The organism is Clostridium sp. KNHs216 (assembly GCF_006714885.1).
Classification (GTDB): domain Bacteria; phylum Bacillota; class Clostridia; order Oscillospirales; family Acutalibacteraceae; genus Caproiciproducens.
The window spans coordinates 1,920,463-1,940,171 of sequence record NZ_VFMF01000001.1 but is presented as its reverse complement, the minus strand read 5'-3'; the positions used below and the strand labels follow the sequence as shown (position 1 = coordinate 1,940,171).

Genomic DNA, 19,709 nt, shown 5'->3' with positions numbered 1-19,709 from the left:
GCTTTTCGTAACATAATTGATACTGTTCATTTTTGGTATATAATGATATAATAAATAATCAATATAAAAAAGAAAGGCGTGGTGAAATGAAGCTGAGAGCCGTTGCGATGGCGCTTGTAATGGCGGTGACCCTGTCGGGCTGCTCCTTTATCGGCCTTGACGCCCAGACGCTGATGCACCCGCCGAAACCGACCGGGGAAAAAGCGGATATTCACGCGCTGCTGGAAAGCAAAACCGACGGGAAGATGACGCTGAAATATCCGAAAAGCGGGGACTACCGCTCCGCGATTATCACGCACGACCTGTGCGGGGATAAAAACGACGAGGCCATGGCGATTTACCAGAAGGAAGACGAGACCTCCGGAACCAACATCATGTTCATGAAAAAGGACGGAAAATGGGTGGATATGGGCTCTTTCAGCAATCCTGCCGCCCAGGTGGACAAAGTCTGCTTCGGCGACCTTGACGGCGACGGAAAGAGCGAGGTCGTCGTCGGCTGGGGCAGCAGCCTGAACAATACCAGCACCATCTGCGTCTATTATTATAAAAACGGGAAAATGAACGAGCTGAAGCTGGAACAGACCTACACCGAGCTTGCGGTGATGGATTTTGACGGCGACGGCAGGGATGAGATTTTTACCGCCAACACCAGCGTGGGCGACCAGCCCGCGCTTGCCCGGCTGTTCCGGGTCAAGGACGGCGCCGTGGAGGTAATGGGCTCCTGCCGTATGGACGGCGGCGTCACGAAATATGCTTCCGTGAAGGCAGGGCTGATCAACGAGCACCAGAACGGCATCGTGCTGGATGGGATCAAAAACGAGGGTTCCCTCGTGACGGAGCTCCTTTACTGGGACCAGAAGACAAAGCGCCTGAAATCCCCGTTTTACGACGTGAAAACGCAGACGGCCAATTATACGATGCGCAATACGTCCGTTGTTTCAAAGGATATCAACGGCGATAAAATCATAGAAGTTCCGATCGTCAATCTGATGCCGGGCCACAGCGGCGAAAAAACGGGTGACACGGATTATATTACCAACTGGCACCGCTACGACACCCAGACCAACACGTTTGTCCGGGTGATGAGCATGGTCCTGAATTATTCCGACGGCTACTGGTTCCTGATACCGGATATGTGGCGCGGCAAAGTGACCACCAAAACGGATACCGTGACGCGTATGATTACGTTTTACCGGTGGAATGCGGCGGGAAAAAATTCGGGGTCCCTCGGCCCGGCGCTTCTGAAAATTCAGGTGTTTTCCCAGAAGGAATGGGACAGCGGTACAGGAACGGCAGGCTTTTACAAGCTGCTTGACTCTGACAATCTGGTATTTGCAGCCAGTTCCCCGTCGCCGACCGACGCGCTTTCCCTCAGCATCGGCGACGTGAAAAACAGCTTTGAACTGATCAGCCAGGATTAAACCAGGATAATGGAGGAACGGGTATGAAAAATATCCTTGTTGCCGAAGACGAACAGGCAATCCGGGAATTTGTAGTAATCAATCTGAGACGGGCCGGCTACAATGCTTTTGAAGCGGCCAGCGGGGACGAGGCGCTCGCGGTTTACGACCGGGAAGCGGGCAATATCGACGTGGCGGTGCTGGACATCATGATGCCCGGCAACAGGGACGGCCTTGCCGTCTGTAAGGAACTGCGGCAGAAAAGCGGCTCCATCGGCATCATCCTTCTGACCGCGCGCACACAGGAAATGGATAAGGTCAGCGGCCTGATGATGGGCGCCGACGACTATGTGACAAAACCGTTCAGCCCCAGCGAGCTTGTCGCAAGGGTGGACGCGGTGTACCGCCGCGTCGCGCTGGAGCAGATGAGAAACGAAAACAACTTCAAGGAGGAAATCCGTTCCGGGGAATTCGCGCTCAACCTGCGCAACCGCACCCTGATGAAGAAGGGCGTGCCGATCGAGCTGACGCAGGTGGAGTTTCAGATCATGGAGTATTTCTTTTCCAATCCGGCCACCGCGCTCGACCGCTCCGACATTTTAAAGCATGTGTGGGGGGACGCGTATTTCGGCGAGGAGAAGATTGTGGACGTGAACATCCGCCGCCTGCGCATGAAGGTGGAGGATGAACCCTCCAACCCCAAGCACATTGTCACGGTCTGGGGGCTGGGGTACAAGTGGGAGGCATAGCCTTCCCGGGGCAGACTAACGATCGTTAAGGAAAGGGGAAATCGGCATGAGAACGAACGGCATTACCAGGCGCTGGCTCTTAAACAGTCTGGGTGTCATTCTGCTCATTCTGGTTACCTTGATCCTCGTCCTTTCCTATGTTGTTCGCGGCTATGTGTACAACGGAATCCAGACGGCGCTGAGCAGCCGCTCCGACGAGCTGACCAACGTGTTCGCGGACTACGGCAGAAAGTCGCCGCAGGAATTCAGCACCGCCGCCCGCAATTATGTGGAAAACTTCCCCAATAAAGAGAGCATGGAATTGATGGTGTTCAATTCCAACGGAAAGATCATCATTACCTCCGTGGGTTTTGCGCCGGACGAAAGCCAGCCCATGCCGGACTATAAGCTGGCGCTGGAAAGCACGGGAGGCTACGGCACCTGGACGGGCAGCCTGACCAGCGGGGAAAAGGTGATGGCCGTTACGCGCGTCATGCGAAACAACGAGGGCGGCTTTGTCGGCGCCATCCGCTATGTGGTTTCGCTGGAGGAGGCCGACAAGCAGGTCGCCATAATTTTGGGGTCCCTGATTCTCGCGGGGCTTCTGATCATTCTGTTCGTGATTGTTTCGAGCTATTATTTTATGAATTCGATTATTACGCCGATCAAGGAAATCGGCGCGACCGCCAAGCGGATTGCGCAGGGTGACTTTAAGGCCAGAATAGAAAAAAGCAACGACGACGAGATCGGCCAGCTCTGCGACACCATCAACGACATGGCCGACGAGCTGGGCGCCGCCGAAAAAATGAAGAACGACTTTATCTCCTCGGTGTCCCACGAGCTGCGCACCCCGCTGACCGCCATCAAGGGCTGGGCGGAAACCATGCAGGGCGGCGGGAACGACAAGGAGACGCTGGACCGAGGCATGGGCATCATTATCCGTGAATCGGAGCGCCTGTCCGGGATTGTGGAGGAGCTTCTGGACTTCTCCCGGATGCAGAGCGGGCGCATGACGCTGACCATGGACAAGATCGACATTCTCGCCGAGCTGGGCGAAGCGGTCTATATGTTCAGCGAACGCGCCAATATGGAACATAAATTCCTGCTTTACGAGGAGCCCGCCATGCTTTCGCCCGTTCTGGGCGACATCAACCGCCTGCGGCAGGTGTTTGTCAATATCATCGACAACGCCCTGAAATATACCGAGGAGGGCGGCACCATCAGCGTGACCGCGACGGAGTCCGGCGGGTTTATCCGCGTCGTGATCAGCGACAACGGCTGCGGGATTCCGGCGGAGCATCTTCCAAAGGTGAAAAAGAAATTCTACAAGGCGAATCAGACCATCCGCGGTTCCGGAATCGGCCTTGCGCTTGCCGACGAAATCATGAAGCTCCACTCCGGCAGCCTGGAGATCGAGAGTCATGAAAACGTGGGGACCGCCGTCACCATCTTTATACCGACCTTAAAACAGCTGGAAACCCAGCCGCAGACCGACGAGACAATGAACGAAGAAAGGAATTCAGAAAATAATGGCTAGAGAAAAGACGAAATGCATCACGTCCATCGGAGGACAGGCGCTGGTGGAGGGAATCATGATGCGCGGTCCGAAAAAAACGGTGGCCTCCGTGCGCATGAGCGACGGTTCCATCTCCACGCAGGAAATGAGCGCCAGCCTGATGCGGGATAAATATTCCATCCTGCGCCTGCCGCTGCTGCGCGGAATCGCGGGCTTTATCGATTCGCTTTCCGTGGGGTACAAGGCGCTTTCCTATTCCGTGGACAAGGCGGGTCTGGAAGAGGACGAGGAACCGTCCAAATTTGACAAATGGGTCGAAAAGACCTTCGGCGATAAAATGATGAACGCGATTATGGTGGCGAGCACCGTGCTGGGCCTTCTGCTGGCGGTGGGCCTGTTCTTCTTTCTGCCGACGATCCTTTTTAATCTGATCCGCGACTACGCGGCGGGCCCGGCCATAGCGCCGTGGCGCTCCCTTGCCGAGGGCGTCATGCGCATTGCGATTTTTATCGGGTACATTTATTTCTGCTCCCGCATGCCGGAAATCCACCGGCTTTTCCAGTACCACGGCGCGGAGCATAAAACCATCTTCTGCTATGAGAACGACGAGGAGCTCACCGTCGAAAACGTACGTAAGCACAGCCGGTTCCACCCGCGCTGTGGGACAAGCTTTCTGGTCATTATGCTGCTCCTGAGCATTATCGTGGGATTTTTCATTCCGTTCGGCAACCCGTTTGTCAGGACGGTGGTCAAGCTTCTGTGCGTCCCGCTCATCGTCGGTGTCGGCTATGAATTTATCCGCCTGTGCGGCCGTCACGACAACGCCTTCACGCGCGTCATTGCCGCCCCGGGGCTGTGGGTGCAGCGGATTACCACCAAGGAGCCGGACGACAGCATGATCGAGGTGGCGATCGAAGCCATGAAACAGGTCATTCCGGAAAACGGCGAGGACAAAATCAAGATCGGCGAATAAAGGAAAAAGCGGGTGCGGACAGCTTGACATTGGGCGAAACATACCGGATAGGAAAAAACATACTGGCCGGCGCGGGGATTGAAAGCCCCGCGTTCGACGCTGCCTGCCTGTTTGAGAAAGTATTCGGCCTTGACCGCCAGAAGAGAATCGTCCATGCCGCCGAACCGGCGGAGGAACAGAAGGCGGAGGAATATCTCCGCCTTTCGCGCGAACGCGCGGGCGGCAGGCCGCTGCAGTATATTCTGGGCAGTTGGCCCTTTCTGGGGCTTACGCTTGCGGTCGGCGAGGGCGTGCTGATTCCTCGGGAGGAAACTGAGCTTCTGGTCCAGACGGCGGCGGAGCTGCTCCACGGCCAGGAAAACCCCGAAGTCCTCGACCTCTGCTCCGGAAGCGGCGCGGTGGCGCTGGGGCTTGCTTCCCTCTTTCCGGGCGCGTCCGTACTCGCGGCGGAGCTTTACGGCGAGGCGCTTTCCTATCTTGACCTCAATATCCAAAATACGGGGTTCCGTCGGGTGAAGTCCGTACAAACGGACGTTTTAGATCCCGAAAGCGCGGCGCGGTTCGCTTCCTTTGACTGCATCGTCTCCAACCCTCCCTATGTGACCGCCGACGAGCTGCGGACGCTCCAGACCGAGGTGCGGCGGGAACCGCGCACGGCGCTTTTGGGGGGAGAGGACGGCCTTTTGTTTTACCGTGCGATCGCCTCGCTCTGGCTGCCGAAGCTGAAGCCCGGCGGCGCGGCGGCGGTAGAGATCGGCGAGGGGCAGGCGGAACCGGTGGTCCGCCTTTTTCAAAACGCCGGGCTGTCTGAAATCCGGGTAGTCAAAGACTTTAACGGCTTTGACCGGGTCGTTGCGGGTATCCGGAAAAACAATTAAACATTTGTTCGAATTTTTCTTTCCTTGTCTTGATTTTCGGCAGGAAATACGATATAATTTTTTAGATGATAAAAAATTTGAGGCCGCGCTGCGGGGAAATCCGCACAGCCGCGGCCTGTCATAAACCGGAGGGAAAAATGGCGACAACAGATAAAAACGCGGCGCTTGAAACGGCACTGGCACAGATTGAAAAGCAGTTCGGAAAGGGCGCGGTCATGCGTCTGGGTCAGAATGAGGCCATGCATGTGGAAGCCATCCCGACCGGCTCCCTGTCGCTGGACCTTGCGCTGGGGATCGGCGGCCTTCCGCGCGGCCGTATCGCCGAGATTTACGGGCCGGAAAGCTCCGGTAAAACCACGCTCGCTCTCCACTGTATCGCACAGGGGCAGAAAAACGGCGGCAACGCGGCGTTTATCGACGTGGAACACGCGCTGGACCCCGTGTACGCCCGCGCTTTGGGCGTCGACGTGGATTCCCTGCTGGTTTCGCAGCCGGACACCGGCGAACAGGCGCTTGAAATTACGGAAGCGCTTGTGCGCTCCGGCGCGATCGACGTGATCGTCGTCGACTCCGTTGCGGCTCTGGTGCCGCGCGCCGAAATCGAGGGCGAAATGGGCGACAGCCACGTCGGCCTGCAAGCCCGTCTGATGAGCCAGGCGCTGCGCAAGCTGGCGGGCGCGATTTCCAAATCGAGCTGCGTCGCTATTTTTATCAATCAGCTGCGTGAAAAGGTCGGCGTGATGTACGGCAGCCCGGAAGTGACCCCCGGCGGCCGCGCGCTGAAATTCTATGCTTCCGTAAGAATTGATATCCGCAAGATCGAAACGCTGAAAAACGGCACCGAAATGATCGGTTCCCGCACCCGCGCGAAGGTCGTAAAAAATAAAATCGCACCGCCTTTCCGCGAGGCGGAGTTCGACGTGATGTACGGCAGGGGAATTTCCCGCGAAGGCGAGCTGCTGGACCTTGCGGTCAAGCTGGACGTCATCCAGAAGAGCGGCGCGTGGTTCTCCTACAAGGAAACACGGCTGGGACAGGGCCGCGACAACTCGAAAGTATTTTTGGCGGAAAACGCCGATATTGCAAATGAAGTGGAGGCCCTTGTCAGGGAAAACGTGGGGAAGCTTTACACGAAGACTGCTCCCCCGGCACCCGCCGTCAAACCGGTGGAGGTCGCGCCCCCCGCGCCCGCGAAAACGAGCAGCCGGGGCCGCTCCGCGAACATTGACATCTCCGCGGACGACTGATGCTGATTACGGCGGTGGAACCGCGCAGGAAGGGGCTTTCCGCGCTGTTTCTGGACGGAGAATTCGCTGCGAATATTGACACGGAAACGCTTCTGAGATCGGGGCTTCGGCCCGGCCGCGAAATCGACGACGACCGGCTGCACGAGCTGATTCTGGAAAGCGACGACCGGCGCGCCGGGGAAAAGGCGCTTTATCTGCTGGAACACCGGAGCCATTCGCAGAAGGAGCTTGCCGATAAGATCAGCCGGGTCACCACCCGGGAAGCCGCCGAGGCGGCGGCCCGGCATATGGCGGAGCTGGGCCTTGTCAACGATGGGGAATACGCGCGGGACCTGGCGGCCGACCTCTTTCGCCGCAAAGGCTATTCCGCTTCGCGCGTGCGGCGGGAGCTGCTGCAAAAAGGGATTGAGGAAGAGCTTGTACAGCAGATTCTGGACGAAAAAGCCCCCGACCCCGTGGAGAAAATCCGGGAACTGATCGATAAAAAGTACGGGCGGCTTCTGGGTGACGAAAAGGGGCGCCGCAGGAGCATTGCCGCGCTGCAGAGACTTGGCTACGGCTGGGACGATATCCGCACCGCGATCAATCAATTTGAAAATGAGGACGAATAGATGGCATATAGTGTAGGACTGGTGAGCCTTGGCTGCGCCAAAAATCAGGTGGACGGAGAAATGATGATGGCCACCCTGCAGAAAGCGGGCTACGAAATCCGCGACGACGCCGCTCTTGCGGACGCCGCGATCGTCAATACCTGCGGGTTTATCGACGCGGCGAAAAAAGAATCCATCGAAGAGATTCTGGAGCTTGCCAGGCTGAAGGCGGAGGGAAAAATCAGGGCGATCGTCGTTACCGGCTGTATGGCCGAGCGCTACCGGGAGGAAATCCTCAAAGAGCTGCCGGAGGTGGACGCCGTTGCCGGTATCGGCGCGGACAGCGACATTGCCGCGGTGATTGAAAAAGCCCTCGGCGGCGTAAAGGTGGAAAGCTTTCCCGAAAAGACGCTTTTGCCGCTCAGCGGCGAACGTCGGCTGTCCACGCCGGGATATTTCGCTTATCTGAAAATCGCGGAAGGGTGCGACAACCGCTGCGCCTACTGCGCGATTCCGTTCATCCGCGGGCCCTACCGCTCCCGGACACAGGAGGATATTGTAAGCGAGGCGAAGGATCTTGTCCACGGCGGCGCGAAGGAACTGATCCTGATCGCACAGGACACCACCCGTTACGGCTGGGACCTTTACGGGGAGCTCCGGCTGCCGAAGCTGCTGCGGGAGCTGTGTAAAATCGACGGCCTTTCCTGGGTTCGCGTGCTGTACTGTTATCCCGATTATATTACCGACGAGCTTCTTACCGTCTTTGCGCAGGAGGAGAAGATCGTAAAATATATGGATCTGCCGCTCCAGCACTGCAGCGAAAGGCTTTTAAAGGCGATGCGCCGCACGGGAAGCCGCGCGGAGCTGACCGCCCTGATCCGCAGAATGCGGGAGAAAATTCCCGGCCTGGTGCTGCGCACCACGCTGATTACGGGTTTTCCCGGCGAGACCGAGGAGGACTTTACCGAGCTTGCGGAATTCGTCCGCGAAATCCGGTTTGAACGCCTGGGCTGTTTCACTTATTCGCAGGAGGAGGGCACCGCCGCGGCGGAAATGTCCGGCCAGATCGACGAGGACGTGAAAAGCCGCCGGATGGAACGGATTATGGAAGACCAGATGAACATCATGCAGGAGTGGGGCGAAAAGCAGGTCGGAAAGACTTACCACGTGCTGGTGGAAGGGTTCGATCGCTACGCCGGGTGCTGGTTCGGCCGCTCGTACGCCGATTCTCCCGATATAGACGGGAAAATATTCTTCACCGCAAAGGGAAGAAGACCGAAAGCCGGAAGCTTTGCGGATGTGGAAATAACCGAATGTATCGACTGTGACCTGACCGGAGAAATCATACTTAAGGAGGAAAGGAAATGAACCTGCCGAATAAACTGACCGTTCTGCGCATTGTTCTGGTTCCTTTTTTTGTAGCGGTGCTTTTGATTCCCCAGATTCCGCACCATTATCTTTGGGCGGCGATCCTGTTTTCCGGCGCGGCGCTGACCGACCACTACGACGGAAAGCTGGCCCGCAAAAACAACCAGATTACGAATTTCGGGAAATTCCTGGACCCGCTCGCCGATAAAATCCTTGTGGTGTCGGCGCTCGTCTGTTTTGTCGACCTCAGGCTGGCCGCCTCCTGGTGCGTGATCCTGATCATCGCGCGGGAATTTATGGTGACCTCCATCCGGCTGGTCGCGGTGGACAGCGGCGTTGTGATCGCCGCCAATAACTGGGGCAAGACAAAGACGGTCAGCCAGATCATCGCGGTCGTCGCCATTCTGGTTTTCCAGTATGCAGAGGAACTGGTTTCCATGGGATGGATTCCCGCCTTTACCTTCGGTGGGGTGCCGGGCGCGGCGGTTTTTGACGGTGTGGGCTACGCCCTGATCCTGATTGCGACCTTCTTCGCGCTGCTTTCCGGCGTGATTTATATTGTGCAGAATATCGGGGTCATCAATACGACAAAATAAACCCACCGAAAAGGGATATGATAAAGCATGGCCTTGACGGGGGTTTACTTCACTAATATTTTGGTATATACTATTGTCACATTCTTTGAAAATCGTGCTATATTATCAGTACGATTGAAATGCGTTGAGCGGAAGAAGTAACCGCAGTGCGGGCATCAGAGAGAAAGCGCCGGGGCTGGAAGCGCTTTTTGCAGGGCAGGCGGCGAATTGCATCCGTGAGCAGGCGGGGGGAAGATCAGTATCTCCGCACGGCCGGCACCGTTAACCGCTGATATAGTGATAAAACGGAGTGGAACCGCGGTATAATGACCGCCTCCGTCCCTTTCGGGGGGCGTGGGCGGCTTTTTTATTGGAGGCAGGTATGTTTAACAATCTGAAAGAAGAACTTGATTCGGTGATGGACCGCGACCCGGCGGCAAGGTCGCGGCTGGAGGTGTATTTCCTCTATTCCGGCTTCAAGGCGGTCCGTGCCTACCGCAGGGCGCACTGGTTTTACCAGCGTAACATGAAATTCATCGCGCGGTATTTATCGCAGCGGGCGCGGCATAAAACCGGGATCGAGATCCACCCCGGCGCGCAGATCGGAAAAGGGCTGTTCATCGACCACGGCATGGGCGTGGTGATCGGCGAAACCACCGTCATCGGCGACAACTGCACGCTGTACCAGGGCGTGACGCTCGGCGGCACCGGCAAGGACCACGGCAAGCGCCATCCCACCCTCGGCGACAACGTGATGGTCGGTTCCGGCGCGAAGGTGCTCGGCCCGTTCCGCGTAGGGAACAACGCCCGTGTGGCGGCGGGCGCGGTGGTGCTGGACGAGGTGCCGGACAACGCCACGGCGGTGGGCGTACCGGCGCGGATTGTCCGTCTGAACGGCGTCAGACCGTGCAATCTGGACCAGATCCACGTTGCGGACCCGGTTGCTCAGGAGCTTTGCCAGATGGAAATAAGATTGAAGAACATACAAAATCTGCTTGAAGAAGCGCTCGGAAAAAGAGAGGAAAAAGAAGATGAAAATTTATAACACGTTAACGCGCCGGAAGGAAGAGTTCGTTCCGCTCACTGTGGGGGAAGTCAAAATTTACGCGTGCGGCCCCACGGTGTACAACTACATCCATATCGGCAACGCGCGGCCGATTTGTGTGTTTGACGTGCTGCGCCGTTATTTCGAGTACCGCGGCATGAAGGTGATTTTCGTCCAGAACTTCACCGACATCGATGACAAAATCATCAATAAGGCAAACGATGAGGGCACGGATTACCTGACGGTCTCCGAACGGTATATCCAGGAATACAAGACCGACGCGAAGGGGCTGAACGTCCGCCCCGCGACCATCCATCCGCTCGCGACCCAGAACATCGACGAGATTATCAGCATTATTTCCGATCTGGTTGAGAAGGGCTACGCTTATCCCGCTGAAAACGGCGACGTGTATTTCCGCACCAAAAAGGACGCGGGCTACGGCAAGCTTTCCCACCAGCCGCTGGAGGATTTGCAGGCCGGAGCGCGTATCGCCACCGGGGAAATCAAAGAGGATGCCATGGACTTTGCCCTCTGGAAGGGCGCCAAATCGGGCGAACCCAGTTGGCTTTCTCCCTGGGGAGAGGGCAGGCCGGGCTGGCACATCGAGTGCTCCGCCATGGCGCGCCGCTATCTGGGTAAAACCATCGATATCCACTGCGGCGGTCAGGATTTGATCTTCCCTCACCATGAGAACGAGATTGCGCAGAGCGAATGCTGCAACAACGTGCCGTTCGCCAATTACTGGATGCACAACGGCTACATCAATGTGGACAACCGCAAAATGAGCAAGAGCCTCGACAATTTCTTTACGGTGCGCGACGTTGCCGAACGGTACGGCTATGAGCCGATCCGCTACCTGATGGTCGCCTCGCATTACCGCACGCCCGTCAACTACAGCACGGAGGTCATCGAACAGTGTCAGGCGGCGCTGGAACGGCTTTACAACTGCCGCGACAACCTGGAATTCCTGATGGAGCACGCGCCCTCCGGTGAAAAGAGGGGCGAGCACGACATCCGCCGCAGGCTGAGCGAATATGAGGACCACTTTATCGAAGCGATGGAGGACGACCTCAACACCGCCGACGCGATTTCCGCTTTGTTCGATCTGGCGCGCGACATCAATTCCAGCCTGAACGTTTCCACCGCGCCGTCAAAGGAGCTGTGCCGTTTTGCGCTGAACCTGTTCCAGGAGCTTGCCGACGTGCTCGGTCTGCTCTATGTCAAAAAGGAATCCGCGCTCGATGAGGAAATCGAAAAGCTGATTGCGGAGCGCACAGAGGCCCGAAAGAACAAGGACTGGGCGACCGCGGACAAAATCCGCGACGAGCTGAAGGCCCGCCATGTGGTTCTGGAGGACACTCCGCAGGGAATCAAATGGAAAATAGAGCAGTAATTCCGTTACGGCGGCGAAAGGCAGATTGAGAATGGCAAAGGACAACAACAAAACGAATGTAATGCGGATTCTGGATCAGGCAAAAATCTCGTACAACCACTATTTTTACGACCATGAGGACGGAAAGATCGACGGCGTTTCCGTGGCGCACAAGCTGGGACAGGACGTGGAACAGGTCTTTAAAACCCTGGTCACCCGCGGGGCCAGCCGGGAATATTTCGTGTTTGTCATTCCTGTCGCGCAGGAGCTGAATCTGAAAGCGGCCGCCAAAAGCGTGGGTGAGAAATCGGTGGAAATGATCCATGTGGACGAAATCAACAAGGTGACCGGGTACATCCGCGGCGGCTGTTCGCCTGTCGGGATGAAAAAGCAGTTCCAAACGGTGATTGACAGCAGCTGCGAACAGCTGCCGGCCATCATCGTCAGCGCAGGAAAAATCGGCGCGCAGGTAGAAGTCGCGCCGCAGGACCTGCTTCGGTTTATCGGAGGAAAGACAGCCTTGCTCACCCTGTAGGGATACCGCAATAAAGGATATGCGCTTTTCAGGAAAAAGCCGCGAATACCGTTCGTGTTCGCGGCTTTCCGTATGGGAAATCCACTCTGGTGCGGGAGACTTACCGAGCGCCTCCTTTTTTAGACATATCCTCCTGTTTGTCGAAAAACAGGACAAAACCGGAAACTGTCTATTTTATTCCGCGGGGATCCATTCTATAGTGGTACTACCGGCATTTTCTTTCGAGCGCGAAACTTTTATCCTTAGCCGGGGGATGCCGTAAAAATATCGGTTTGCAAACGGAGCGTAAAAAATGGAATACAGACATAAGATGATGCGTACCGCCGTGGGCGCGGTCATAGAAAAGGCAATCCGGGATATCCGGGACGACCCACGGCGCAGTATCCGCAATCTGGCGGATATGGGCGACAATTTTTCAAAAACGGCGGCTCAAAAGCATTTTTTCGAAATTGCTCATGAGGTTTTAAAAAATCCCGAAAATCCTTACTATGAGCTGATTTTAAATATGATCCGGAATGTTGACGTGGAGACGGTCAAAACCGTCAGCCTGAATTTCGGGTACAGCTGTCTGAATTACGGGGCGGAGCTCCTTCGGACAAAGGAAGCCGCCGTAAAACGAAAACTCCCGTGGCTGCTGCGGTTTGCATGCGGTCCGGACCGTGCGGATTCGCTGGGGCCGCACCGGTTGGAGGAAATCGTTTCGGACGCCGTTTCCCTCGGTATCTATACCTATGTTTTTCAGATTGAGGATTCCGCCGAACGGCTGGGGCAGATTCTGGAGCTTTGCCAAAATCATGAGGAATGCTGCTTTTTTGCGGCGGTGACGCCCAACTTTATTTTTGACCGGAATCAGGAACAGCTGATGAAAACGCCGAACCTGATTCTGTCCGTCGATATGTCCGCAGGCTGCGGCGAGGATGAAGCAAACTGCGCGCTGCGGCAGCTGCACGCGGGGAAATGCTTCTACGGCTTCCACGTCGGCTATACCGGTGAGAATGCGCAGCGGCTGACCTCCGAGGAGTTCCGGCAGCGGATGATTGACTGCGGCTGTATTTTCGGCTGTTATGTCAACGCCGGGCGCGGCGATGGGGAACTGGAGGACAGGATTTACGAGTACGTCTGTTCCAAACGCGGGAAAAAGGGCGGGCCTCTGTTCGTTTTTGATCTGGATCGGGATGAACGGTATATAGGAAACAACATCCTGTGCGGAACAGACCTGTTTGTCGGCGTGGACGGAAGGGCCCGTCTGGCTGATGGACGTCTGGCCGACCTGCACAGCACGACGGTTTCGGAGCTGGCCGTTATGCCCGAGGTACGCTTTGCTTAAAAAGTTTACGGTTTATTTAGATATTTTTCACCTCAGTGCGCTATAATCATATTATTGAGGTACGCTGGGAAATCCCGCCGACCGTACAATGAAGGAGAGAGTATTGCCCGATGGATTGGTTCAGAAGAATGATGATGGGAAGATACGGCACCGATCAGTTTTCCGTTGCGCTGGCGGTGTTCTATGTGCTGCTGTCCCTGATCGCGCAGCTTTTCAGGCTGCCGGTTTTGCTGCTGTTGGCCTATGTTCCCCTTGTGCTTTGCTTTTACAGGATGTTTTCAAAAAATATCAGCAGGAGGTATCAGGAAAACGCCCGCTTTCTGAAATGGTGGAGCCCCGTTCAGGGACGCCTTCGCCGCACGTTTTACCGGCTGCGGAGCTGGATGCATAACACCTCTTACAGAATGAAGGACAGAAAGACCCATCGGTACTACAAATGTCCCCATTGCTCTAATACCCTGCGCGTTCCGAAAGGAAAGGGAAAAATCAGCATAACCTGTCCTGTTTGCCGGACGGAATTTATTAAAAAAACCTGATGAGCGGCTGCTTTTCATGTTCCGAAATAAATCGCAGCCATAGATTGCCGTACATCCCGCGGATTCTGCCGCGGGATGTATTTTTTTATAAATTTTAGCAGACGATTTTTCAAAATATTTCCAAAAGGCATTGATAAACAGGATGCAATTTAATATAATTTGAATGAATATGTAGAAAACGCTTTCATTCAATCCCATGGCGCAGATGGTCAGATATTTCTGCACATACAGTTTAAAAAACGGAGGGTTCTCAAATGGAGAACAGTCAAAGCACAATCATAAAAGAATATTCCGATCTGATAGACAAGCTGCCGGGCGTAATAAAATCCAGTATTGTCCAGTCCGGCGATGCGATCACTGAAATCCATGTGCTTTCCGATATGAGCCGCTCGCCAAAACAGATCGCGCGTGACATTCAGTCCGCCATCCTGGTACAGTTCAATACGACGATTGACCATAAGCTGATCAGTATCGCTCAGATTCCGTCGGAAAACAGCCGGAAAATAAAGGACAGGCTCGTTTTCGAAGAGATCAGCATTGCAAAGAGCAAGAACCGTTCTACGGCAGCCGTTTCCCTTTGCGACGGAGAGTCCACCTTCAGCGGGGAAGCCTCCGCCTTAAATGACAGTGTGGACGTCAATAAAATGATCTGCCAGGCGACTCTGAATGCGGTTACTAACTTTATAGAGCCGGATATGTCGCTTTCCCCCATAGATGTAAAGCTGTTCGACCTTACCGAAGGGAAAGCGGTTGCCGTTTGTATTGCGGTCAAATTCAGAAACAGCGTGGAGCGCTATCTGGGCAGTTCCTTTGTCGGCGACGATGCCGGTTATGCGGTCGTAAAAGCCACGCTTGACGCGCTGAACCGCAGAATTTCCAGCATCTAGCGCATTTCATTCGGAAAAAATCAGGTTTGCAGCCAGATCCATTAGCGTAGCGGATATAGCCTGTTTATTTAGCGGAGAACAGAGATTGTTTTACGGAGGGCTATATTCAATGAAAAAAGTTCTGTTTGCATTACTGTCTGTATTGTCTGTAATCGCAACTGCTGGTGCAAGCTTTTCTTGGCAATAACTGTTAATACATAGTTTTGCAAACCTGATTTTTTTATAAAGAAGGAGGTACATATGAGCCGCTCTTCAAAAATTTATGCTTACATAGTTTCAGTAATTGGTCTCTCTCTTGGCTCATACTGTGTTTATTTATATTTCAGGCAGATTCTGGCTCAATCCGATTCCAAACAGGCGTTGGCGCAGTTTGGAGTTCTCACTTTTTTATATATTATCTGTCGTTGTCTTCCCATCTATATCCGTGATGATTATTCCATCGATATGTCATTTGTCTGTAATCTGGCCTCGATTTTTTGTTATGGACCGATTTTTTCCGCTGCGATGGTTACAATCAGTACCCCTTTCATCATCATACCAACAAATACGGGAGAAAGAACATTTACCCATATTTTCAATAGGGAGCCGATTAAAACAGCGTTCAATGCGGGAAATATTACAACTTCCGCTTTCATTGCCAGCCTGCTGTACCAAAAATCGGGGGGCGTAGTCGGAGACTTTTCGCTACCTCAAATTTTGCTGCCCTTGGTTGTAGCATCTTTTTCTTTCATTTTGTTGAACTGCAGTATTCTGATGCTCCTTTTTACGTTAAATGGCCAGGGAGCATTTTTTCCTGCACTTTTAAAAAATCTGTGGGAATTTATGCCCAACATAGCTGCGTCCGCACCCATCGCATATTTTATTGCCAAAATTCTTGTAATGGAGAACGGGGTATATCTGGTCCTTTTTATTATGCTGCCCCTGCTTCTTGCACGCTACAGCTTTGTCCTTTATCTTGACGCGAAGGCGAACTATTACAATATGGTCAAAACCCTGACAGCCGCGCTGGAGGCGAAGGACAAGTATACCGAAGGCCACTCGCACCGCGTGGAGGAATATGCGGAAATGATCGCTCGGAAAATGCACTATCATCCGGGCGATATCGACGACATCAAGGTGGCCGCCCTTCTGCATGACGTGGGCAAAATCGGCATCGATGAAAAAATACTGAATAAGCCCGGCCCGCTTACGCCGGAGGAACGCGCCGTTATTATGACGCATCCGGTGATCAGTGCGTCCATTCTGAAGAATGTAAAGCTGAACGACGCGGTCCGCGAAGCGATTCTGCATCATCACGAGCGGTATGACGGCGGTGGCTACCCGGACCATACGAAAGGCGGGGAGATCTCAACCGCGGTCTATGTGATCGGCGTGGCGGATGCTTACGACGCTATGACCAGCGACCGCCCCTACTGCGCCAGCATGCCGGTGGAGCGGGTAGTGGAAATTTTAAAAGAGGAGAGCGGAAAACAGTTCCACCCCAAGGTGGTTTGCGCTTTTCTGGAGGCCCTGCGTGAGCAGGGTGTCATTTCATAGGACCGGAGAGAAAGAATGGTATTATTTGTTTTTGTGCTGGCGGGCTTTCTGATTGCGACAGCCGTCAACCATATAAGAGGCGTAAAAAACCAGTACGGCAATCTTTCCTCCGTCCGCGGCCTGTGGCTTCCTGTGGCCGGTCTGCTGGCGGAGCTTCCGTTTTCCCGGTTCCCTGATTTTGCCGCGAAGGCTCCGTGGCTTTTTACGGGGATCAGCTATCTGTGCATTATCGCCTTTCTGATTTTGAATCGGCGCCGGCTGACCGCGGTGATCCTTGCCGGAGCCGGTACGCTCTGTAACCTGCTTGTCATTGTGTGCAACAATTTTCGCATGCCGGTGTCTCCTGCGGCGCTTGCAATGTTCCCCGGTATGACCCCGGAGGCCGTCTACGCGAAAAAAGCCAACTATTTCGTCGCCACCGGCGGAGCGAGGCTCTATTTTCTGGGCGACGTGATCCCCGTGCCGGCACCGTATATCGGCAGCTTTATCAGCGCGGGAGATATTCTGCTGGGACTGGGGATCGCCTGTCTGATTGTTTCCGTTCTGACGGAAAGGACAGGCCAGCGCCGTCCTGTGCGGAAATAAACCTGGGCAGCCGGGTCCGTTTTCTTCCATGCCAAAATTACTCTTGAATCATAATTGCATTATATAGTATAATATACATTATGGGTGAGTGTTTGTTTTATCTATTTTTGCTAAAGTGGATGAATGTTAAAATGGAGGAAAAAACATGGAATATGCATCGCAGACCAAGCAGCAGCTTGCAAATTCTTTGAAGGACCTGATGAGCCGGACCCCATTCAACAAAATAACCGTCCAGAATGTAACCAGTAACTGCGGCTTGAACCGGCAGACGTTTTATTACCACTTCAAAGATATGTACGAGCTGTTGAGCTGGATTTACCGGAACGATATCGTCAGCCAGATGGGGGAAGTACCGGACGGGCAGTGGGAAACGGCGGTCGTACAGGCCATGAGGTACTGCAAAGCCAACCGCGCGTTCTGCAGAAATACCATCCGCTCCATCAAAAAAGAGTATATGGAAGGGTTTTTACAGCCCGTCGTGCACTCCTGGGTGGAAAAGCTGGGGATCGATCTTGAAAACTGCAAATACATAAGCAAGGAGGATGCGGATTTTCTGGTCGATTTTTTTACCACCGCGTTTGTAAATTACGGTATCCAGTGGGTCAGCCGGGGAATGCAGGAGGACGAGGATTTTGTCATTAAAAAAATCAAGGCTCTGCTCCGGATGATTTACCACGGCACGGAAAAACAAAAGAAAATTGCGATATGACTTTGATTCCCGTACAACCAGTACGGGGATTTTTTTGTTATACGGAAATATAGTGTATCCATTTTTGCTAAATAGCATGAATCCTTTATAGAAAAATTAAATAATGCAAGTAGCACCATACACAAGAATAACCAAAAAAAATAATTGAATCATATGATAATTATCAAATCTAAACAAAAAACGCGAATTGTCTAAATACAAAATTCCTTTTCGGTGTTATGATATGGGCATAGATGGTGATACGGCGAAAGCCGGAAAACCAAAGTTATGGGAAGGTGCCTTAGGGCAAACAAAGATACAATTTATTGTATCGGAAAAACATTTTAGGGGAGGTTTTTTTATGGCCAAGTATGTCATGGCGCTGGATGCCGGCACAACGAGTTCCCGCTGTATTCTTTTCAATGAGAAGGGTGAAATGTGCAGCGTGGCACAGAAAGAGTTCACACAGTATTTTCCGAAGCCGGGCTGGGTTGAGCATGATGCAATGGAAATTTGGTCCACCCAGATCGGTGTTGCTCAGGAAGCAATGCTGAAGATCGGTGCGGTTGCGGCGGATATAGCGGCAATCGGTATCACCAATCAGCGTGAAACAACCGTTGTGTGGGATAAAAAAACAGGCGAACCTGTTTACCACGCCATCGTTTGGCAGTGCAGACGTACATCACAGTACTGCGACACCTTAAAAGCGAAGGGTTTAACAGAAATCTATAGGAAAAAGACAGGTTTAATGATCGATGCTTACTTCTCGGGCACAAAAGTAAAATGGATTCTTGACAACGTTCCGGGCGTAAGGCAAAGAGCAGAAGCCGGCGATTTACTGTTCGGTACGATTGAAACATGGCTGATCTGGAACCTGACAAAGGGCAAGGTTCACGTAACGGATTATTCCAATGCTTCCAGAACCATGCTGTTCAACATTACGGAACTCAAATGGGACAAAGAGATTCTTGATGAGCTCAATATTCCTGAGAGCATGCTCCCGACTGCAAAACCGTCCAGCTGTGTATACGGCGAATCCGATCCGTCCTTCTTCGGCGGGGCGATTCCGATTGCCGGCGCCGCGGGCGACCAGCAGGCAGCCTTGTTCGGCCAGACCTGCTACACTCCGGGCGAAGCGAAGAATACATACGGCACAGGCTGCTTTATGCTGATGAACACAGGCGAAAAGCCGGTTTATTCAAAGAACGGCCTGGTCACCACCATTGCATGGGGCCTTGACGGGAAAGTAAATTATGCGCTCGAAGGTTCCATCTTCGTAGCCGGCGCCGCGATTCAGTGGCTGCGCGACGAGATGCGTCTGGTTGACACATCGCCCGATTCCGAGTATCTGGCGACAAAGGTCAGCGATACAAACGGCTGCTACGTCGTTCCCGCGTTTACGGGCCTTGGTGCTCCGCACTGGGATCAGTACGCGAGAGGCACCGTCGTCGGTATTACCAGAGGCGTCAACAAGTATCATTTTGTCAGAGCTACGCTCGAGTCCCTTGCCTATCAGACTTATGACGTGCTGAAAGCGATGCAGGAAGATTCCGGTATTACGCTGAACGCCCTGAAAGTCGACGGCGGCGCGTGCGCCAACAACTTCCTGATGCAGTTCCAGGCCGACGTGATCAACGCACCCGTACACAGACCGGTGTGCATTGAGACAACGGCAATGGGCGCCGCTTATCTGGCCGGTCTTGCGGTTGGCTACTGGGCAAACAAGGAAGACGTTATTAAGAACTGGCAGATTTCCAAGATCTTTGAGCCTGCCATGGAGGCCGCTCATCGTGAAGAAATCATCAAAGGCTGGAGCAAGGCTGTTAAGTGCTCCTTTGGCTGGGCCAAGGAAGACTGATTTTTCTGTTTTGCATTACGGTTAGCGAGTAAACGATTAAAATTCAGGCCGGCCCCTCGGCAGGG

20 protein-coding genes are annotated in these 19,709 nt (G+C 53.9%); 19 read left to right on the top strand and 1 reads right to left on the bottom strand.

Translation table 11 applies throughout. The annotated features are described in order from the left end of the window. The first annotated feature begins 86 nt into the window (after window positions 1–86). The 15 genes from LY85_RS09450 to LY85_RS09380 all read left to right on the top strand — a co-directional run bounded on the left by LY85_RS09450 (window position 87) and on the right by LY85_RS09380 (window position 14,977). Complete coding sequence (locus LY85_RS09450; RefSeq protein ID WP_141826420.1) at window positions 87–1,421, top strand: VCBS repeat-containing protein; 1,335 nt, start codon at window positions 87–89, stop codon at window positions 1,419–1,421. 23 nt (window positions 1,422–1,444) lie between these two features. Next, complete coding sequence (locus tag LY85_RS09445; protein ID WP_038325989.1) at window positions 1,445–2,149, top strand: response regulator transcription factor; 705 nt, start codon at window positions 1,445–1,447, stop codon at window positions 2,147–2,149. 46 nt (window positions 2,150–2,195) lie between these two features. Next, the gene (locus LY85_RS09440) at window positions 2,196–3,665 is read left to right on the top strand and encodes an ATP-binding protein (RefSeq protein WP_038325988.1); all 1,470 of its coding nucleotides are present in this window, start codon (window positions 2,196–2,198) and stop codon (window positions 3,663–3,665) included. Further along, window positions 3,658–4,617 (top strand): DUF1385 domain-containing protein, encoded by a 960-nt coding sequence (locus LY85_RS09435; RefSeq protein WP_141826419.1) that lies wholly within the window; start codon window positions 3,658–3,660, stop codon window positions 4,615–4,617. The genes LY85_RS09440 and LY85_RS09435 overlap by 8 nt, the downstream gene beginning before the upstream one ends. 23 nt (window positions 4,618–4,640) lie before the next feature. Continuing rightward, on the top strand, window positions 4,641–5,495 hold the full coding sequence (prmC, locus tag LY85_RS09430) for a peptide chain release factor N(5)-glutamine methyltransferase (protein WP_141826418.1): 855 nt from the start codon (window positions 4,641–4,643) through the stop codon (window positions 5,493–5,495). Between the two features lie 137 nt (window positions 5,496–5,632). Next, window positions 5,633–6,742: a recombinase RecA gene (gene recA, locus LY85_RS09425; RefSeq protein WP_141826417.1), complete on the top strand. Its 1,110-nt coding sequence runs from the start codon at window positions 5,633–5,635 to the stop codon at window positions 6,740–6,742. Continuing rightward, window positions 6,742–7,353, top strand: coding sequence for a regulatory protein RecX (locus LY85_RS09420; protein ID WP_141826416.1), 612 nt, complete (start codon window positions 6,742–6,744; stop codon window positions 7,351–7,353). Before recA ends, LY85_RS09420 begins: the two co-directional genes overlap by 1 nt. Further along, window positions 7,354–8,700 carry a 30S ribosomal protein S12 methylthiotransferase RimO gene (gene rimO / locus LY85_RS09415; RefSeq protein WP_141826415.1) on the top strand — a complete coding sequence of 449 codons (1,347 nt, stop codon included), beginning with the start codon at window positions 7,354–7,356 and terminating at the stop codon, window positions 8,698–8,700. It begins immediately after the preceding gene. Then, a complete protein-coding gene (gene pgsA, locus LY85_RS09410; protein WP_141826414.1) occupies window positions 8,697–9,296 on the top strand; it encodes a CDP-diacylglycerol--glycerol-3-phosphate 3-phosphatidyltransferase in 600 nt (199 codons plus the stop codon). Before rimO ends, pgsA begins: the two co-directional genes overlap by 4 nt. Window positions 9,297–9,657: 361 nt before the next feature. Further along, window positions 9,658–10,320, top strand: a complete 663-nt coding sequence (gene cysE / locus LY85_RS09405) for a serine O-acetyltransferase (protein WP_141826413.1) — start codon at window positions 9,658–9,660, stop codon at window positions 10,318–10,320. Further along, window positions 10,307–11,713 carry a cysteine--tRNA ligase gene (gene cysS / locus LY85_RS09400; protein ID WP_141826412.1) on the top strand — a complete coding sequence of 469 codons (1,407 nt, stop codon included), beginning with the start codon at window positions 10,307–10,309 and terminating at the stop codon, window positions 11,711–11,713. Before cysE ends, cysS begins: the two co-directional genes overlap by 14 nt. Window positions 11,714–11,744: 31 nt before the next feature. After that, complete coding sequence (ybaK, locus tag LY85_RS09395; protein ID WP_141826411.1) at window positions 11,745–12,227, top strand: Cys-tRNA(Pro) deacylase; 483 nt, start codon at window positions 11,745–11,747, stop codon at window positions 12,225–12,227. 292 nt (window positions 12,228–12,519) lie between these two features. Next, window positions 12,520–13,554 (top strand): hypothetical protein, encoded by a 1,035-nt coding sequence (locus LY85_RS09390; protein ID WP_141826410.1) that lies wholly within the window; start codon window positions 12,520–12,522, stop codon window positions 13,552–13,554. Between the two features lie 110 nt (window positions 13,555–13,664). Further along, window positions 13,665–14,090, top strand: a complete 426-nt coding sequence (locus LY85_RS09385; RefSeq protein ID WP_141826409.1) for a hypothetical protein — start codon at window positions 13,665–13,667, stop codon at window positions 14,088–14,090. A 254-nt stretch (window positions 14,091–14,344) separates the two neighbouring features. After that, window positions 14,345–14,977 carry a hypothetical protein gene (locus LY85_RS09380; protein ID WP_042082274.1) on the top strand — a complete coding sequence of 211 codons (633 nt, stop codon included), beginning with the start codon at window positions 14,345–14,347 and terminating at the stop codon, window positions 14,975–14,977. Window positions 14,978–15,456: 479 nt separating this feature from the next. On the opposite strand, the gene LY85_RS19275 is transcribed toward LY85_RS09380, so the two are convergent. After that, window positions 15,457–15,612 carry a hypothetical protein gene (locus tag LY85_RS19275; RefSeq protein WP_185741176.1) on the bottom strand — a complete coding sequence of 52 codons (156 nt, stop codon included), beginning with the start codon at window positions 15,610–15,612 and terminating at the stop codon, window positions 15,457–15,459. Window positions 15,613–15,799: 187 nt separating this feature from the next. On the opposite strand from LY85_RS19275, the gene LY85_RS19270 reads away from it, so the two are divergent. The 4 genes from LY85_RS19270 (at window position 15,800) to glpK (ending at window position 19,644) form a co-directional block, all read left to right on the top strand. Next, the gene (locus tag LY85_RS19270) at window positions 15,800–16,513 is read left to right on the top strand and encodes an HD-GYP domain-containing protein (protein ID WP_185741175.1); all 714 of its coding nucleotides are present in this window, start codon (window positions 15,800–15,802) and stop codon (window positions 16,511–16,513) included. A 15-nt stretch (window positions 16,514–16,528) separates the two neighbouring features. After that, the gene (locus tag LY85_RS09370; protein WP_141826407.1) at window positions 16,529–17,098 is read left to right on the top strand and encodes a DUF5317 domain-containing protein; all 570 of its coding nucleotides are present in this window, start codon (window positions 16,529–16,531) and stop codon (window positions 17,096–17,098) included. 145 nt (window positions 17,099–17,243) lie between these two features. Next, window positions 17,244–17,807, top strand: coding sequence for a TetR/AcrR family transcriptional regulator C-terminal domain-containing protein (locus LY85_RS09365; protein ID WP_141826406.1), 564 nt, complete (start codon window positions 17,244–17,246; stop codon window positions 17,805–17,807). 340 nt (window positions 17,808–18,147) lie between these two features. Next, window positions 18,148–19,644 carry a glycerol kinase GlpK gene (gene glpK / locus LY85_RS09360; RefSeq protein ID WP_141826405.1) on the top strand — a complete coding sequence of 499 codons (1,497 nt, stop codon included), beginning with the start codon at window positions 18,148–18,150 and terminating at the stop codon, window positions 19,642–19,644. Window positions 19,645–19,709 lie beyond the last annotated feature (65 nt).

Bases quoted from the DNA above. Each gene is read 5' to 3' on its own strand.
- LY85_RS09420 (WP_141826416.1), top strand. From the start codon at position 6,742: ATGCTGATTACGGCGGTGGAACCGCGCAGGAAGGGGCTTTCCGCGCTG.
- LY85_RS09435 (WP_141826419.1), top strand. From the start codon at position 3,658: ATGGCTAGAGAAAAGACGAAATGCATCACGTCCATCGGAGGACAGGCG.
- LY85_RS09370 (WP_141826407.1), top strand. From the start codon at position 16,529: ATGGTATTATTTGTTTTTGTGCTGGCGGGCTTTCTGATTGCGACAGCC.
- pgsA (WP_141826414.1), top strand. From the start codon at position 8,697: ATGAACCTGCCGAATAAACTGACCGTTCTGCGCATTGTTCTGGTTCCT.
- LY85_RS19270 (WP_185741175.1), top strand. From the start codon at position 15,800: ATGCCCAACATAGCTGCGTCCGCACCCATCGCATATTTTATTGCCAAA.
- LY85_RS09445 (WP_038325989.1), top strand. From the start codon at position 1,445: ATGAAAAATATCCTTGTTGCCGAAGACGAACAGGCAATCCGGGAATTT.
- cysE (WP_141826413.1), top strand. From the start codon at position 9,658: ATGTTTAACAATCTGAAAGAAGAACTTGATTCGGTGATGGACCGCGAC.
- LY85_RS09365 (WP_141826406.1), top strand. From the start codon at position 17,244: ATGGAATATGCATCGCAGACCAAGCAGCAGCTTGCAAATTCTTTGAAG.
- LY85_RS09440 (WP_038325988.1), top strand. From the start codon at position 2,196: ATGAGAACGAACGGCATTACCAGGCGCTGGCTCTTAAACAGTCTGGGT.
- cysS (WP_141826412.1), top strand. From the start codon at position 10,307: ATGAAAATTTATAACACGTTAACGCGCCGGAAGGAAGAGTTCGTTCCG.
- LY85_RS09385 (WP_141826409.1), top strand. From the start codon at position 13,665: ATGGATTGGTTCAGAAGAATGATGATGGGAAGATACGGCACCGATCAG.
- LY85_RS09380 (WP_042082274.1), top strand. From the start codon at position 14,345: ATGGAGAACAGTCAAAGCACAATCATAAAAGAATATTCCGATCTGATA.
- recA (WP_141826417.1), top strand. From the start codon at position 5,633: ATGGCGACAACAGATAAAAACGCGGCGCTTGAAACGGCACTGGCACAG.
- LY85_RS09450 (WP_141826420.1), top strand. From the start codon at position 87: ATGAAGCTGAGAGCCGTTGCGATGGCGCTTGTAATGGCGGTGACCCTG.
- ybaK (WP_141826411.1), top strand. From the start codon at position 11,745: ATGGCAAAGGACAACAACAAAACGAATGTAATGCGGATTCTGGATCAG.
- glpK (WP_141826405.1), top strand. From the start codon at position 18,148: ATGGCCAAGTATGTCATGGCGCTGGATGCCGGCACAACGAGTTCCCGC.
- LY85_RS19275 (WP_185741176.1), bottom strand. From the start codon at position 15,612: ATGAAAGCGGAAGTTGTAATATTTCCCGCATTGAACGCTGTTTTAATC.
- LY85_RS09390 (WP_141826410.1), top strand. From the start codon at position 12,520: ATGGAATACAGACATAAGATGATGCGTACCGCCGTGGGCGCGGTCATA.
- rimO (WP_141826415.1), top strand. From the start codon at position 7,354: ATGGCATATAGTGTAGGACTGGTGAGCCTTGGCTGCGCCAAAAATCAG.